13 protein-coding genes are annotated in these 15,940 nt (G+C 42.1%); 12 read left to right on the top strand and 1 reads right to left on the bottom strand.

The window, feature by feature from the left end; all coding sequences use genetic code 11:
- Positions 1-79 precede the first annotated feature (79 nt).
- The 12 genes from E2R51_RS08685 to nhaC all read left to right on the top strand — a co-directional run bounded on the left by E2R51_RS08685 (position 80) and on the right by nhaC (position 13,547).
- A complete protein-coding gene (locus tag E2R51_RS08685) occupies positions 80-1,735 on the top strand; it encodes a PTS transporter subunit IIBC (protein WP_133376660.1) in 1,656 nt (551 codons plus the stop codon).
- 4 nt (positions 1,736-1,739) lie between these two features.
- Complete coding sequence (locus E2R51_RS08680; protein WP_133376659.1) at positions 1,740-2,528, top strand: endonuclease/exonuclease/phosphatase family protein; 789 nt, start codon at positions 1,740-1,742, stop codon at positions 2,526-2,528.
- A gap of 309 nt (positions 2,529-2,837) precedes the next feature.
- Positions 2,838-4,481, top strand: coding sequence for a spore germination protein (locus E2R51_RS08675; RefSeq protein ID WP_133376658.1), 1,644 nt, complete (start codon positions 2,838-2,840; stop codon positions 4,479-4,481).
- Positions 4,478-5,683: a Ger(x)C family spore germination protein gene (locus E2R51_RS08670; RefSeq protein ID WP_133376657.1), complete on the top strand. Its 1,206-nt coding sequence runs from the start codon at positions 4,478-4,480 to the stop codon at positions 5,681-5,683. Before E2R51_RS08675 ends, E2R51_RS08670 begins: the two co-directional genes overlap by 4 nt.
- A 29-nt stretch (positions 5,684-5,712) precedes the next feature.
- A complete protein-coding gene (locus tag E2R51_RS08665; RefSeq protein WP_133376656.1) occupies positions 5,713-6,825 on the top strand; it encodes a GerAB/ArcD/ProY family transporter in 1,113 nt (370 codons plus the stop codon).
- A 25-nt stretch (positions 6,826-6,850) separates the two neighbouring features.
- Complete coding sequence (locus tag E2R51_RS08660) at positions 6,851-7,075, top strand: YczF family membrane protein (RefSeq protein WP_133376655.1); 225 nt, start codon at positions 6,851-6,853, stop codon at positions 7,073-7,075.
- A gap of 97 nt (positions 7,076-7,172) precedes the next feature.
- Positions 7,173-8,198, top strand: a complete 1,026-nt coding sequence (locus tag E2R51_RS08655; RefSeq protein WP_133376654.1) for a Gfo/Idh/MocA family protein — start codon at positions 7,173-7,175, stop codon at positions 8,196-8,198.
- Positions 8,195-9,169 carry a Gfo/Idh/MocA family protein gene (locus E2R51_RS08650; protein ID WP_133376653.1) on the top strand — a complete coding sequence of 325 codons (975 nt, stop codon included), beginning with the start codon at positions 8,195-8,197 and terminating at the stop codon, positions 9,167-9,169. The genes E2R51_RS08655 and E2R51_RS08650 overlap by 4 nt, the downstream gene beginning before the upstream one ends.
- 277 nt (positions 9,170-9,446) lie before the next feature.
- A complete protein-coding gene (locus E2R51_RS08645; protein ID WP_133376652.1) occupies positions 9,447-10,268 on the top strand; it encodes a sugar phosphate isomerase/epimerase family protein in 822 nt (273 codons plus the stop codon).
- A 152-nt stretch (positions 10,269-10,420) separates the two neighbouring features.
- Complete coding sequence (locus tag E2R51_RS08640; RefSeq protein ID WP_133376651.1) at positions 10,421-10,693, top strand: transcriptional regulator SplA domain-containing protein; 273 nt, start codon at positions 10,421-10,423, stop codon at positions 10,691-10,693.
- On the top strand, positions 10,686-11,714 hold the full coding sequence (splB, locus tag E2R51_RS08635) for a spore photoproduct lyase (RefSeq protein WP_133376650.1): 1,029 nt from the start codon (positions 10,686-10,688) through the stop codon (positions 11,712-11,714). The genes E2R51_RS08640 and splB overlap by 8 nt, the downstream gene beginning before the upstream one ends.
- A 411-nt stretch (positions 11,715-12,125) precedes the next feature.
- Positions 12,126-13,547 carry a Na+/H+ antiporter NhaC gene (gene nhaC, locus E2R51_RS08630; RefSeq protein ID WP_133376649.1) on the top strand — a complete coding sequence of 474 codons (1,422 nt, stop codon included), beginning with the start codon at positions 12,126-12,128 and terminating at the stop codon, positions 13,545-13,547.
- A gap of 618 nt (positions 13,548-14,165) precedes the next feature.
- On the opposite strand, the gene E2R51_RS08625 is transcribed toward nhaC, so the two are convergent.
- A complete protein-coding gene (locus tag E2R51_RS08625) occupies positions 14,166-15,602 on the bottom strand; it encodes a carbon starvation CstA family protein (protein ID WP_133376648.1) in 1,437 nt (478 codons plus the stop codon).
- Positions 15,603-15,940: the final 338 nt, after the last annotated feature.

Below are 15,940 nucleotides of genomic sequence, written 5' to 3'. Positions count from 1 at the left end.
TACAATAATTAAATGCAAGCGGTTGCACATACAATGAGTATTTAACATATCAATATTACATATTTAATGGAGGATGGACATGAAACTTTTTGGGTCGTTTGATTTTTGGCAAAAATTCGGCAAGGCGCTGCTTGTAGTCGTAGCGGTTATGCCGGCTGCAGGTATAATGATATCTTTAGGCAAGCTGCTTGCGATGATGACTGGAGACATCGTATTAATGCAAACGGTTGCGCGGGTAATGGAGGACATCGGATGGGGGATTATCACCAATTTGCATGTACTTTTCGCGGTAGCCATCGGGGGATCGTGGGCAAAGGATCGTGCTGGCGGTGCGTTCGCTGCATTAATCGCCTTTGTACTGATTAACCGGATTACAGGTTCGATCTTTGGGGTTAACAGTGACATGCTTCTGGATCCTGCCTCTATGTTTACACCTTTATTTGGTTCTCAATTGGCAGTAGGAGATTATTTTATTTCTGTATTAGGCGCACCAGCGCTCAACATGGGTGTTTTCGTCGGAATCATCTCAGGTTTTCTTGGAGCTAATCTTTATAATCGTTTTTATAACTTTAATAAACTGCCTCAGGCACTTGAATTTTTTAATGGAAAGCGGTTCGTTCCGTTTGTTGTCATTGCCGGTTCTGTTGTGGTTGGTATTTTATTGTCTGTTATCTGGCCGTTTATTCAAGGGCTGTTAAATGACTTTGGACAGTGGATTGCAAGCTCGCGCAACACAGCGCCGATTGCAGCACCGTTCATTTTCGGTACATTGGAGCGTTTGCTTTTGCCATTTGGTCTTCATCATATGCTGACGGTTCCAATCAACTATACAGAGCTTGGCGGAACCTACACGATTTTGACAGGGTCGAATGCAGGGAGCACCGTTTCAGGCCAGGATCCTTTATGGCTGGCATGGGTAACTGATCTGTACAATATGCTTCAGCAGGGAAATACAGCCGGTTATCAGCAGCTGTCTGAAGATGTTGTGCCTGCACGTTTTAAAGTAGGTCAATTTATTGCTTCTTCCGCTGCCTTAATTGGTCTGGCACTTGCGATGTATTTAAATGTTGATAAAGAAAAACGCACGAAATACAAATCAATGTTTTTATCCGCTGGTCTTGCGGTATTTTTAACCGGTGTAACAGAGCCGATCGAATTTATGTTTATGTTTGCTGCACCGCTTCTTTATATTGTCTATGCAGTTCTGACAGGGGTTTCATTTGCTTTGGTTGATCTGATTGACCTTCGTATTCATGCGTTTGGTTTTATCGAGTTTTTAACAAGAACGCCGCTCATTGTAAACGCGGGTCTTGTTGGCGATTTAGTTAATCTGTTGCTTGTTTGCGTGCTGATGTTTGCGGTCAACTTCGGCGCTGCTTATTTCTTGATTAAACGCTTTAATTTCCCGACACCAGGACGCGCAGGGAACTATATTGAAGAAACGACAGACGTATCATCTGCACCCTCAAAGTCAAAAGCCGGTATTGCAGATGACGGATCTCTTGCCGTTTCGATTATCGGGCTGCTTGGCGGGGAAGAGAATATAGAAGAGGTGGATGCCTGCATGACACGTCTTCGCGTTACAGTAAAAGACCCGGAAGCTGTCGGAACAGAAAAACAGTGGAAGGAAAAAGGAGCACTCGGATTAATTATGCGGGGCAAAGGGGTTCAGGCAATTTATGGACCAAAGGCTGACGTATTAAAATCCGATATTCAAGATCGATTAGGAGCTTGATCATATGCGATTACTAACACTTAACTGTCACTCATGGCACGAGGAAAACCAGTTGGAGAAGCTTGATCTTCTGGCTAAAACAATTGTAGAAAAAGAGTATGACGTCATTGCACTCCAGGAAGTGAGCATTAAAAAAACGTCCAAACATGACGACTCGGCACCAGACGATCACTTTGGCAAGGTATTAATGAAGAAGCTGAAGGCGCAGGGATGCAGTGAGTACGATATGGCTTGGACATTCAGCCACTATAGCTATGGCAGCAATGAAGAGGGACTGGCGATCCTATCCAGGATGCCGATTGTGAAAACAGACCGCTTTTTTATTACAGCTTCCCATGATCCGGATCAATGGAAAACCAGATCAATTGTCCGGGCGACAGTGGAGCTGGATGGAAGAGAAATCGATTTGTATTCCTGCCATCTTGGATGGTGGAGCGATATGGATGAGCCTTATAAAGACCAGGTGGACCGTCTGATTGAAAAAATGGATCCAAGCCGCCTGTCCATTTATATGGGTGATTTTAATAATGATGCCGGCATTCGTGATGAAGGCTACGACTACCTGCTGCAGCAGGGATTGCACGATACGTACACACTTGCTGAAGAAAAAGACAGCGGCAAAACGGTTCCAGGCAAAATTGCGGGCTGGGAAGAAAACGACAGCCAGCTTCGCATTGATTTTATTTTAACGAACCAGCCTGTTGAGGCTTCTTCTTCCCGCGTGATTTTTAATGGAGAGAACAGACCCGTGGTTTCAGACCATTTTGGGGTGGAAGTGGAATTGAACGCATAAAAGAATGGCAATTGATAAGTCCTGTGGAGAGATCGTTCTCTGCAGGTCTTTTTTTGTTGGCTTACATTCGCAGAAAATAATTCTTTCATATTTTGGTCATAATAACGGTTTTCATTTAAATACATAATTCAAATCTGTATGGAGAACCCTAACTAGATAAAAAGATAGCGGAAGGGTGTGAAGGGTAATGAGGAATGAGAGGTTCGGATTCCAGCAAATGTTAACCTCTGTTCATTTGCTCATTTATTTAAATTCACTCGAAACTAATGAAGTAGTAATAAGAAATAGGATGCTGGAGATTAATGAGACATGAAAAAAAGACCATCGATAAAAAAAAGGAGAACAAAAAATGATGTGAATTCAGGGATCTCTTCTGTAGATCAATCAAATCATGAATCAGTAGAATGCATCAGTTCATCTTTATCAATGAATATTGAAAGCATTAAGAAAAGAACCGGCCATAGCCCGGATATTAAATTTAGAAAAGTGGATATTGGCAAAAATTCAGGTATGAAATCAGTAATTGTGTATGTACAAGGGTTAGTTGATGAGATAACTGTTACCGATTTTATTATTGAGTCCATAATGAATAGTCCCAGATTTAGCAGCGAGATTATGCCGCAGGAGGCAATCGGAATTATTTCAGAAGAAGTGGTATCCATGGGCGGCATAACGACGGAGGAAAAATGGGATTCTTTATATTTATCCTTACTGTCAGGCGATACAGTCATTTTTGTGGAAGGTTCAAATGTGGCCTTAATTGCCAGCACACAAGGGGGAGAAACAAGATCCATTCAGGAGTCCACAACTAATACTGTTGTACGTGGACCAAAAGAGGGATTTACCGAATCGATTACAACTAATATTGCGATGGTACGCCGCATTATTAACAACCCGGACCTTTGGGTAGAATCGATGAAAATTGGTTCTGTAACGAACACAGACGTGTCAATTATGTACATAAACGGCATTGCCGAAAAAAAGATCGTAGGGGAGATACGCAGCCGTTTAAAAAAAATCAATATCGACAGTGTACTGGAGTCGGGCTATATTGAGCAATTGATTGAAGATGGAACGATGACCCCTTTCCCGACACTTCATAATACAGAAAGGCCAGATGTGGTGGCAGGGACCCTGCTTGAAGGAAGTATAGCCATTTTTGTGGACGGAACGCCATTTGTTCTGCTTGGCCCAGCGTTATTTATCCAATTTTTTCAATCACCTGAAGATTACTATAATCGTTTTTTTATTGCGAGTGCCACGCGTTTTTTGCGTATTTTTGTTTTTATTATTTCTTTAATTGGACCTGCACTCTACGTTGCTGTCACAACATTTGATCAATCTATGATCCCGACGCAGCTGCTCATTATGATCGCAGCACAGCGGGAGTCTGTTCCTTTTCCGGCTATTGTCGAAGCGCTCATTATGGAAGTAATGTTTGAAATATTGCGGGAAGCAGGGCTCCGAATGCCTAAAGCCATTGGTTCAACGATCTCAATTGTTGGTGCCCTCGTAATCGGTCAGGCGGCTGTACAGGCCGGTATCGTGTCACCAGCTATGGTCATTATTGTATCTATTACCGCTATTGCCAGTTTTGCAACTCCTTCCTATTCTATGGCCATATCAGCCAGACTCCTCCGCTTTGTGTTCATGATCAGCGCCGCAACATTCGGCACATATGGCATTATCATGGTTTTTATACTGGTGCTTGTTCACCTATGCAGTTTGCGTTCATTTGGGGTGCCTTATATGTCTCCTCTTGCTCCGCTTATTCCTTCAGAAGTGGGGGATACCGTTGTTCGAAGACCTTTATCGGGACGTAAAGCAAGACCAAAATTAACAACAGCTGATAACAAAATACGCGAAGGAGAACATCAAAAACCACAAGCGGCCAAAGACACTGGAATGGTGAATGCTTTTTATCAAAAAAGGGGAAAAAGGGGATCAAAATGAATCGTACCATTTTTTTCTTAATTGTAATTGGAACAATCCTGTTGTCTGGCTGTTGGAATAAAAGAGAACTAACGGATATTGCGGTGGTTTCAGCGCTGGCGATTGATAAAAACGAAGAAGGAAAATATGTAGGCACATTTCAAGTAATTAATGCAGGTAATATTGCTTCCGGAGAGCAGGGAGGCGGTGGAGAAAATGCGCCAATCAGGGTCTTTTCTGCTACAGGTGAAAGCCTAATTCAAATGTCCAGGAATGCAGCTGCAAAAATGCCAAGACAGCTTTTTTATGAGCATGTAAAGCTTTTGGTCATCAGTGAAGAATTAGCAAAAAATGAAGGCATTAATACAATTTTTGATTCCCTTGATCGTTCTCCAAATTTTCGAATTACCACAAGGGTTGTGCTTGCTCGTGATACGGAAGCAGCCAATGTTGTTAAAGTGTTGACAGCGATTGAAAAACTGCCATCAGAAGGGATTATTAAAACGTTAAAATCTGCTGAAACCATGCAGGGGGAAACTGTTACGGTTGATATTCATGCCATAATGAATGCCCTCAGATCCCCAGGAAAAGAACCGGTAATTAGCGCCTTTACATTAAAAGGGGACGAAAAAAGTGGAGAAAGAATACAAAGTATTCAAAGCACGACACTGGATGCAAACCTGCAGGCGAAGGGTATTGGTGTTTTTAAAGAAGGAAAGCTCATTGACTGGCTGGAGGATGATGCAGCGAGTGGGACGGTATGGGCGTTAAATAAAATCCAGAGAACGGTGATGACGCTTGATTGGGAAAATGAAATAGATGCGGTTGCTTTAGAGGTCATCCGTCAAAATACCGGTGTAACTATTGAAATGATATCAGGAAAACCGAAAATTTCGATTGAAATCCGTGCTGAAGGCGATATTCGTGAGGTTAAGAATCAATTGGACCTTAGCCATCCAAATATATTGATGAACATTGAAAAGAAATTAGGAAAAAAATTAAAAACAGAGATTGAGGATGCAATCCTTCGTGCCCAGGAAAATAAAAGTGATATCTTCGGTTTTGGGGAAATGGTTTATCAGGACTATCCGGAGGAATGGAAAAAAATCAAAGCTGATTGGCAGGATGTTCACTTTCCTGAACTTAAAGTAGATGTAAAGACAGATATTTTTGTCCGACAAACTGGTTTGCGAAATAAACCGTATTTTTCTGACTTCGAATAAAATTGTTATCGAAAAGGGTGTGAATCTCCATGGAAAAGGCAAAGATCAGCAGCTATCAGCTTTTTGTCCTTATGGTCTTGTTTCAGCTGGGCAGCGCTTTGCTGGTACCGATCGGCATGGAGGCAAAGCAGGATGCCTGGTTGGCCATTCTCATGGGGATGACAGCTGCTTTTATCTTGATGTACATCTATGATGGACTATATCGATACAATGAAGGCAAGCCGCTGACGGAATTTTTGAAGGATATCCTTGGTAATTTTTTAGGCAGGTTCGTAGCTTTTTTGTATGTGCTTTATTTTGTTTATCTCGCCGCAAGGGTGCTGCGGGATCTGGGCGTAGCTCTGCTGACGTTTGCGTATCCCTTTACCCCCTTATTCGTAGTGAACGGCATATTCATTCTTGTGGTCATTTACACGGTTTATAAAGGAGTTGAGGTTATAGCAAGAACAGGCGAGCTGCTGGTTGTGTTAGAGTTTCTGCTTGCTGTAACCTTCATTATTCTAATTGTTGTATCCGGCTTGATTCAAGTCTCCAATCTAAAGCCTGTTCTGGAAGAAGGCGTCTTGCCAGTGATCAAAGTGGCTTTAAAAGAAACGGTATACTTTCCATTTGGAGAAGTAATTGTATTTTTAATGATCTTTCCTTATCTAAAGCAGCCTGAAAAAATCAAAAAAGTCGGTATAGGATCCATCGCGTTAAGCGGGATATTTTTAAGCTTATTTATGGCGATCAACATTAGTGTTATTGGCATTAATTTAACTGCACGATCACACTATCCTCTTCTTACTGTCATACAATCCATTGAATTAACGGGGTTCTTGGAACGGCTTGACATTTATTTTTTGGTTTTATTGGTGATTGGCATGTTCTTTAAGATCAGCGTGTTCGCTTATGCAGCTGTGACTGGGGCAGCAAGTGTGTTTTCAATAAAAAAGCCTTCGCGACTTGCCTATCCGATTGGAATGGTTATTTTACTGTTATCCATCGTTATTGCGAGCAATTATTCAGAGCATATATCAGAAGGGGTAAACATTGTGCCGCTTTACATCCATCTCCCCTTCCAAGTCATCATGCCGCTTTTCCTTCTGGTGATTGCTTCATTCAAATACAAGAAGAAAAGTAAGACTGCGGATGAAAAGTGACAAATCTTAGAGCGGAGTGTGAAGAATGGATGTACTCGGAATTTCTGTCCTGATTTTGCTGCTGTTAATTGGCTTATCTTTAGTATTGGATCTCATGGTGGGACTCCATTTCAGAACGTCTGTGATTCATGTATTTAATCCTTTTCTGGTTATGGAAGTGCCTGAATTAATAATCTTCTTTTTTTTAATGATTGCTCCTTTTGTTTATTGGTTCATTAAAAAAATCAGGAAAAGCAGAGGGCAAGGGTAAGTAAATATCATGGAGTAAAAGTCCTCTATTGAAGGGCTTTTTTTATTGGCATGATGCACAGGATTTGAAATATTAATAAAGAAAGGAGAGGTGCCGGATGCTGAAGGTATTATTGCTGGGTGCAGGGACAATGGGCTCGGTTCATGCGAGAGCATATAAAAGTTTGGGCAATGTTGAACTGATTGGAATTGTGGATCGGCAGGAAGCGAAGGCCGGAAAATTATCGGCGAACACCAGCGCCAAAGTATTTACTTCCTATGAAGAAGCGGTAGCAAAGCTCAATGCGATCGATGTGATTGATATTTGTCTGCCTACTCATTTACATAAGGAATACGTGATGAAATCGATTGGAATCGCCCGCAATATCATATGTGAAAAGCCCTTGGGATTGAATGTAACAGAAGCCGGTGACATGATAGCTGCCTGTGAAAAAAACAATGTACGGCTTTTTGTTGGACATGTAGTCCGGTTCTTTCCCGAATACAAACGAATTCAATCGCTTCTAAAAAAGGGGAGCATCGGTACGCCAGCCGTTGTCCGCACAACGAGAGGCGGTGCCTTTCCAAGGGCATGGAAAAATTGGTATGGGGATTTTGAAAAAAGCGGAGGCTTAATTTTGGATTTGCTCATTCATGATTTTGATTTCCTCCGGGCCTGCTTTGGGAACGTTGAAAGAGTATATGCCAAAAAACTAAATCGCGAGGATGCTGTTGGAGAAAACATTGATTATGCGCTGGTGACGATCCGTTTTCATAGCGGTGTGATCGCGCATGCTGAGGGGACATGGGCTCATCAGGGATTTAGTTATGGCATTGAAATAGCAGGCACAAAGGGCATTATTGACTACAACAGTGCGAAGAATGCACCTTTAAAGCATCGTTCAAAGGGGAAAAAGATGGATGGAGCAGCCGTTGAGGTGCCTGAAAGTCCTTTGGCATCAAGTCCTTACCGCGATGAGCTGAAGCATTTCATTGATTGCATAGTGAACGGGAAAGATCCAGTCGTTACGGCTTATGACGCCTTGCACGCGATTGAAATTGCCATGGCTGCTCTTACTTCATGTGAAACAGGGCAGCCAGTCACCCTGAGCACTGGCGAATTAACCAGGGGGAATGAAATATGAAGATTGGCATTATCAGCTTTGCCCATGGTCATGCTTACAGCTACGCCAACATCATCCGAAAGTATAAAGGACTGGAACTTGCAGGCGTGTTTGATGAAGATGAATCAAGGGGACGAGCGGTAGCCGCCCATTATCACACTGCATTTTATACCAAGCTTCATCATCTGCTGGCTGCTGATGTGGATACGGTAATTGTGACCTCTGAAAATTCAAAGCATGCACAGCATGTCATGGCTGCAGCTAAAGCAAAGAAAAACATCCTTTGTGAGAAACCAATTGCGACCACCGCTGAAGATGCCAAAAACATGATTGCCTGCTGTGAAGCAAACGGCGTTCTTTTGCAGGTTGCTTTTCCAGTTCGATACAGCACGCCGATTAAGCGCGCAAGAGAGATTGTTCAAAAAGGAGGACTGGGGAAAATTTTGGCAGTAAAGGGCACCAATCGGGGAACCAATCCAGGGGGATGGTTTCTCAATAAAGCCCTATCTGGGGGCGGTGCGGTAATGGATCATACGGTTCATGTTGTGGACCTGCTCAGATGGTTTATGGATGCTGAAGTAAAAAAAGTGTATGCGGAGATAGATCACTTAATTGCAGACGAAAAAATTGATGACTGCGGAATTGTTACCATGGATTTAGATAATGGTGTTTTTGCCACGCTTGATTGCAGCTGGTCAAGAAATAATCATTACCCAACTTGGGGGGACGTAACACTTGAAGTGGTGGGCACGGAAGGAACACTTGGTGTAAATGCCTTTGACCAGAAAATTGATGTATATTCCGATACCGAGGGTGCCAGCTGGAAATACTGGGGTGATGATATGAATGAAAAGATGATCCTGGATTTTGTGGATGCCATTAAGAAGGGCAGGCAGCCATTTGTAACGGGGGATGACGGACTGAAGGCATTGGAAGTCGCGCTGTCTGCTTACCGGTCGTCTGAAAGCGGCCAAACAGTTCTAAATAGCTGAAGAATACAGCCAGTCCGGAAGAGTTCATTTCTTCTGGACTTTACTGTGATGTCCAATTTATTTACGTCTTCACCTATTCAGACTAACGGTCTGATCGCTGATTATAGTAATATGGATAGGTAATAGAAAAAATTTACCAAAAGATAATGCAAAAAGATACGATGCATTTGCTGTTGCTGTTGCCACTTATCTGGATGACGCTTCTGATGCAAAATGATTTGAGTGCTCACACAAAGCTGCTCTTAGTTTAGCCTATTTTCAGAGAGGAAAATGGAAGATGAAACTTGCATTCACAACATCGGGCTGTCCGAACTGGAATCTGGATACACTATTATCAAAAGCAATCGAATACGGATATGATGGAATTGATTTTTGCGGCTACATGGGAGAAAAGGATATTTTTCAATTGCCGATCTTCACAACGGATCTTGCGGCAACAAAGAAAAAGTTCCAGGAAGCTTCAATAGCCGTTTCGTGTTTTTCCAGCTCAGCCCAATTATTTACCAACTCAAAAGAAGAACTGGCTGCTCATCTTGATGAACTGAGCCAATATGGCCGTTTATGCCATGAATTTCATACGCCCTATATCCGTATATTTGGAGGCGCGATCGGTGATACAGACCGTCGGGAGGCGTTGGCTGTTGTTTCGGAGAATCTAAGCGAAATGCTTAAAATAGCAGAGCAGTATCAGGTTTTTCTGCTGCTCGAAACCCATGACGATTGGACTGATAGCGAGTTTATAGAAGACGTATTAAATCTCACTGAATCCAATTACCTTCATGTTATCTGGAACATTCATGAACCTTACCGCAAAGCAGCCGAAACACCGGAAGCTTTCTGGGAGAAGCTTGGGAAACGGATTAAGTATACCCGCTGGAAGGACTCTTTTGAGAACACAGAGCAGGCAAGTCAGTTTTGCCTGATGGGCGAGGGCGATATGCCGTTTACCCGCTTTTATCAGCTGTTATTGGAAAATGAGTACAAGGGATATTTTGCGATTGAATGGGATAAAATGACGTACCCTGAACTGGCAGAGCCTGAAATTGCCTTTAAACAATTTGCTGAATACTTGAGAGAATTAAAAGAGAAGATGGAATAAGCAACAGACCTCAAACTAGATGAGGTCTTTTTTTATTTTTGAAATGCTCTCAGATAAAAGGGAACAATTTAACTGTGGTTTTTGACAAATAACTTTCCTGCTTTACGGTAACAATAACGTATGTCGCAAATCTAAGAAGGTTAGGTGGAACCATGTTTACGAATGAATCACATCCTGAAGACGAAGTCGTTTACGTTATCATTCGCAATCCGCACGCACAAGGCGTAGCCAATGTACAAGAAGCAACGGTTGTTCAGAACCCCGAGAAGCCGGGGGAGAAATCCTTATTTATGTACGATACTTATTATCCTCTTACAGAAGATGTCGCGGTCTACCACTCAGCTTATGATGCGGACAACGCATTTCGGGAAGCATTTGGATTAATTCAGTCAGACTTCCCGGAAACGGAGAATTTTTATGGTTAAGCCATTTGTTCCCCAACTGGTATATGTTGAGCCGCGTGCATTGGAATATCCTCTTGGAAAAGAACTGTATGAGAAGTTTAAAAAAATGGGAATTGAAATTAAAGATACGACATCCCATAATCAAATTCGAAATTTGCCAGGAGACAATCATTTTCAAAAATATCGTGTAGCGAAATCCACGCTGGTTATTGGTGTCCGTAAAACGCTGAAGTTTGATACATCAAAGCCGTCCGCAGAATATGCCATTCCATTTGTAACGGGGTGCATGGGTCATTGTCATTACTGCTATCTGCAAACGACGATGGGAGACAAGCCGTATATCCGCACCTACGTGAATACAGAAGAAATTTTTGATATTGCTTCTGAATATATGAAAGAACGCATGCCGGAGGAAACCCGCTTTGAGGCATCGTGTACATCCGACATTGTCGGAGTCGACCATTTGACGCACACTTTGAAGCGGGCGATCGAATTTTTTGGTAAAACAGAACATGGACGTCTCCGTTTTGTTACGAAATTTGCTCACGTCGATCATTTACTGGATGCAGAGCATAACGGACGCACCCGTTTTCGCTTCAGCATTAATGACCACTATATTATCAAAAACTTTGAACCTGGAACATCCCGCCTGGATGAACGGATTGAAGCTGCCGTGAAAGTAGCTGAAGCGGGTTACCCGCTGGGCTTTATCATTGCGCCGATCTATTTGCACGAAGGCTGGAAAGAAGGCTATGGGGAAATGATGGAAAAGCTCGCCTCAAAGCTTCCGGCATTTGCAAAAAAAGATTTAACCTTTGAAATGATTCAGCATCGCTTTACCAAACCTGCCAAGCGCGTCATTGAAAAAAATTATCCCATGACGAAACTTGAGCTGGATGAATCCGCAAGAAAGTGGAAATGGGGACGCTATGGCATTGGCAAGTATGTCTATCAGGACGATGAACAAGAGCAAATAAAAGATACCCTGACCGGCTACATCAGAGGTTTGTTTCCTGAAGCGAAGCTGGAGTATTTTACTTAAGTGAAAGTACCGCAGTAAAAATGGATAAGCTGTCTATTTCTTTAAAAAAAGACCGGTTCATTTCCGCTGCAGACGGACGCTTTCCGCGTGGCGGGAGGTGAGCCTCCCTGATGCTGCCGCATCATTGAGTCTCACCCTTCCCGCTGTATCACGCAGGAGTCGCCGCCTTCCGCTCCAATGAACCTAGACGTAAAAAATTTTCAAGGCAACTAAAAAATATCATTCTACAAACGAAAGGATGTCCTCATTCATGAAGACATTCTTTTTCTAATTTTATACCGATCCATAAAATTGAAGTTGACGTAATGATTCCCTTCTTCTATCATTCAGTTATCATATAGTTTTGATAATTTAAAACTTTCTATCCACTTTAAAGAGAGGATTGTTTGTTTTGCCTGGGGGGAAATGAGGATGAAAAAAGAGATTTCATTTAAAGTGGCCATTATTCCGTTGATTGTCATGATTGCGGTAATGGCTTTTACGATTGTGAAGCTTGAACAGGGTCCGCATATTCCGCTAATTGTTGGAACGTGCACCGCTGCGCTGGTTGCATGGCGCTGCGGATTTAACTGGAAGGAAATTGAAGAATCGATGTATAAGGGAATCCGCCTGGCATTGCCAGCTGTCATTATCATCATTCTTGTCGGATTAATTATTGGCTCGTGGATAGGCGGAGGCATTGTGGCAACCATGATTTATTATGGGTTAAATATGATTACGCCATCATTTTTTCTCGTATCCATAACCTTAATTTGTGCTGTTGTCTCACTGGCTATCGGCAGTTCATGGTCGACGATGGGCACGATTGGTGTTGCCGGGATGGGAATTGGGCTCAGTATGGGGATTCCTGCGCCAATGGTTGCGGGAGCAATCATATCAGGCGCTTATTTTGGTGATAAATTGTCACCGCTTTCAGACACAACGAATCTGGCATCGGGCCTGACAAATACAAACCTTTTTGTCCATATTCGCCATATGCTGTACACCACTGTACCAGGTCTTGTAATTGCACTCATCGTTTACGGATTTTTGGGAAGAAGGTTTGGTCAGTCCGGTGTCGATACAGCAGATATTGCGCAGACAGTGAGGGTTCTTGGTGAAAGCTTTGTCATCTCACCACTTTTACTGCTTATCCCGCTCACCGTTATTGTATTGGTTGCAAAGAAAGTTCCGGCTATTCCTGCCCTGATTGTGGGTATTTTGCTTGGCTTCATGGCTCAGGTCTTCATTCAGGGCGGTTCTGTTACTGACGCTGTAGGAGCTCTTCAAAGCGGCTTTGTGATTAATACGGGAAATGATATGGTTGATAATTTGTTTAACCGGGGCGGCTTGGACTCAATGATGTACACCGTTTCCATGACCATTGTGGCAATGACGTTTGGCGGGATTTTAGAAAATACCGGCATGCTGAAGTCGATCGTGGATCAGATTTTAAAGCTTGCCAGATCAGCCAGAGGCTTAGTTGCGTCAACCGTTGTTTCCTGTTTTGCGACGAATGCCACCTGTTCGGAACAATACATATCGATCGTTATTCCAGCAAGAATGTACGCACAGGCCTATCGGGATCACAAGCTTCATTCAAAAAACCTGTCCAGGGCCATTGAAGATGGAGGAACATTAACCTCCGTATTCATTCCATGGAATACATGCGGGGTATTTATCCTTAGCACGCTTGGCATTCATGCCTTCGCTTATGCACCTTATGCGATTTTAAATTTAGTCGTTCCAATTCTTTCTATTATTTATGCCATGACCGGTTTTACCATTACGAAACTAACAGAAGCTGAATTGGTCCAGCTGAGGCAGGAAGAGGAAGATACGAAAACTGCTTAAATGTCGGGATGGAAATGTGGCAGGGATGAATCAGGAATTGTTAAATATTTTTGCTGTAATGAATCTGGCCTTTTAAAATAATATGTTTAATAGAAACGAAGTAATTGCATATAAGTAGCCCTTGCGGACAAGAGATTATTCGCAAGGGTTATTTTTTACAGACTGTGAAAAATTTCTAAATTTGGCTCAACTCCATTGCTATTATCCTGTGAACCTAGTATTCTTTATAAAGAACAATCACCTGAAGTAAATGGCTTCGCCGGGGTCGTAAAAATAAATGTTTAGGTTGTTTTAAAAGGTGTTCAGGGAGAGTTTGAAAAGATGAAATCAAACAAGCGGGGGCTTATCTATGAAACTTAAATACAAGTTCGATTGCAGAATCAAAAAGAAACATCGATACAGTATCTACACAGGCCGATGTATTGTCTGCAATAAAAAGAAGCAGGATCACACCCAAAAAAAAGCAAAGTCTCATTCCGCGTAGCTTATTTATTTTAGGTGGATTGTTCGTTAATAAGAATTTATCTTTTAGATATAAATAGGCGTGGTTATCAAATGTATTATTTCTGGTGCCTATAAAAAAAGAGTGTTCCATTATGGAATCACTCTTTTTTTACTTTAAGCCGCTTTTATTTCTTTGCTGTTTTGGTGCAGCTTGCGGTATTTGCTGATTTGAGCAACGTACCACACCAATACAATGAAGGTTAATGAAAATCCAATGGCCATTGAAAGACCCCAGTCTAAACTCAATCCTTCAGGTGCATAGAAGATATAGGTGCAAACCACGCCAGTCATAAACATGGCCGGAATTCCGCAAATCCAGTGGAACCGGTTATTTTTTAATAAGTAAACCGTTCCTGTCCAAAGCATTACGGAAGCTGCGACCTGGTTGGTCCAGCCAACGTATCTCCATAAAAACGTATAATCAATGGTAGCCATATAGAAGGTAGGGATGGCTACAGGGATCGTAAGAAGAAGAATGATCAATTTATTATCAAGCTTGAAAAACTTCGATACAAGCTCTGTAAAGATCATTCTTGATGAACGTAATGCCGTATCGCCGGTTGTGATTGGCAGGATAATAACTCCTAATATCGCCAGGATGCCGCCAAGTGTTCCAAGAAGTGAAATGGAAATTTCATTTACCACTCCAGATGGTCCGCCTGCTGCCAGCGCTTCCTGCAAACCGCCTGTACCATTAAAGAATGTCATCCCGGCAGCTGCCCAGATTAGCGCAATAATGCCTTCAATAACCATTGCGCCGTAGAAAATTTTTCTTCCATCCGATTCTTTTTTCATGGTGCGGGCGATGATTGGGCTCTGCGTACTATGAAACCCTGAGATGGCTCCGCATGAAATTGTCACCATTAAAAGCGGCCAAATCGGCAATCCGCCCGGATGAAGATTTTCGAATGTAAGATTTGGGATCGGTTTGTCTATAAACAAAAGTGCGATTCCAATGGATATTGCCATGAACAGCAATATACCGCCAAGGATCGGATAAATCTTGCCGATCACACGGTTAATCGGCAGAATCGTAGCCAGTAAAAAGTAGCTGAAAATAATGATTAATGAGACCGTGAAGCTTAATGGTGTCAGCTGGGCAATTAATTGTGCCGGCCCTGCCGTAAAGGCAGCCGCCACAAGCATCATCAGTACAAGTGATAAAAGGTTTATAAATGCTTTCATTATATTTCCTAAATAGCGTCCGACCAGTGATGGATATTGAGCTCCGCCATGTCTCATTGACATCATGCCGGAAAAATAGTCATGCACACCACCTGCGAAAATACATCCAATGACGATCCAGATAAAAGCGGCGGGTCCATATAATGCACCTGCTACTGCTCCGTATATTGGCCCTAATCCTGCAATATTAAGCAACTGAATCAGGTTCCCCTTCCACCAGCTCATCGGAACATAATCAAGATTGTCTCTTTTGGTATAAGCAGGGGTAGATGTTTCATCGTTAATGACAAATACTCGCTCAACGAATTTTGAATAAATAGCGTATCCGCCAATTAATAATACAATTGCTGCAAAAAATGTTAACATCTCATTTCCTCCTGCTGTCTGGGTATATGTTTATTGGATTATAGGGAATCTTAACACTTAATCTATCAGATGAAAATAGATTTTTCTGAAAAAATCTATAATTTAGTTAATTGATGCGTTTTCATTTTCTGCTAACTTAAATTAAGAGGTAAGTTAGGTTGTTTTTACCATTAAATAGGTTCTGCAAGATAAATGCGAGTAATCTATAAATATCAATTAAATGGTATATAAATTAGTTTGCATTATGGGGACCTGCGACTATGGTAAAGATTCTACATTTAAATTTGTACATTCTGCATCCTGATCTCGACCTTCTGCACCTTAAACCATCACTTCTA

It is taken from the genome of Jeotgalibacillus sp. S-D1 (assembly GCF_004358665.1).
Lineage (GTDB): Bacteria > Bacillota > Bacilli > Bacillales > Jeotgalibacillaceae > Jeotgalibacillus.
This window is presented reverse-complemented; position numbering and strand designations above follow the sequence as displayed.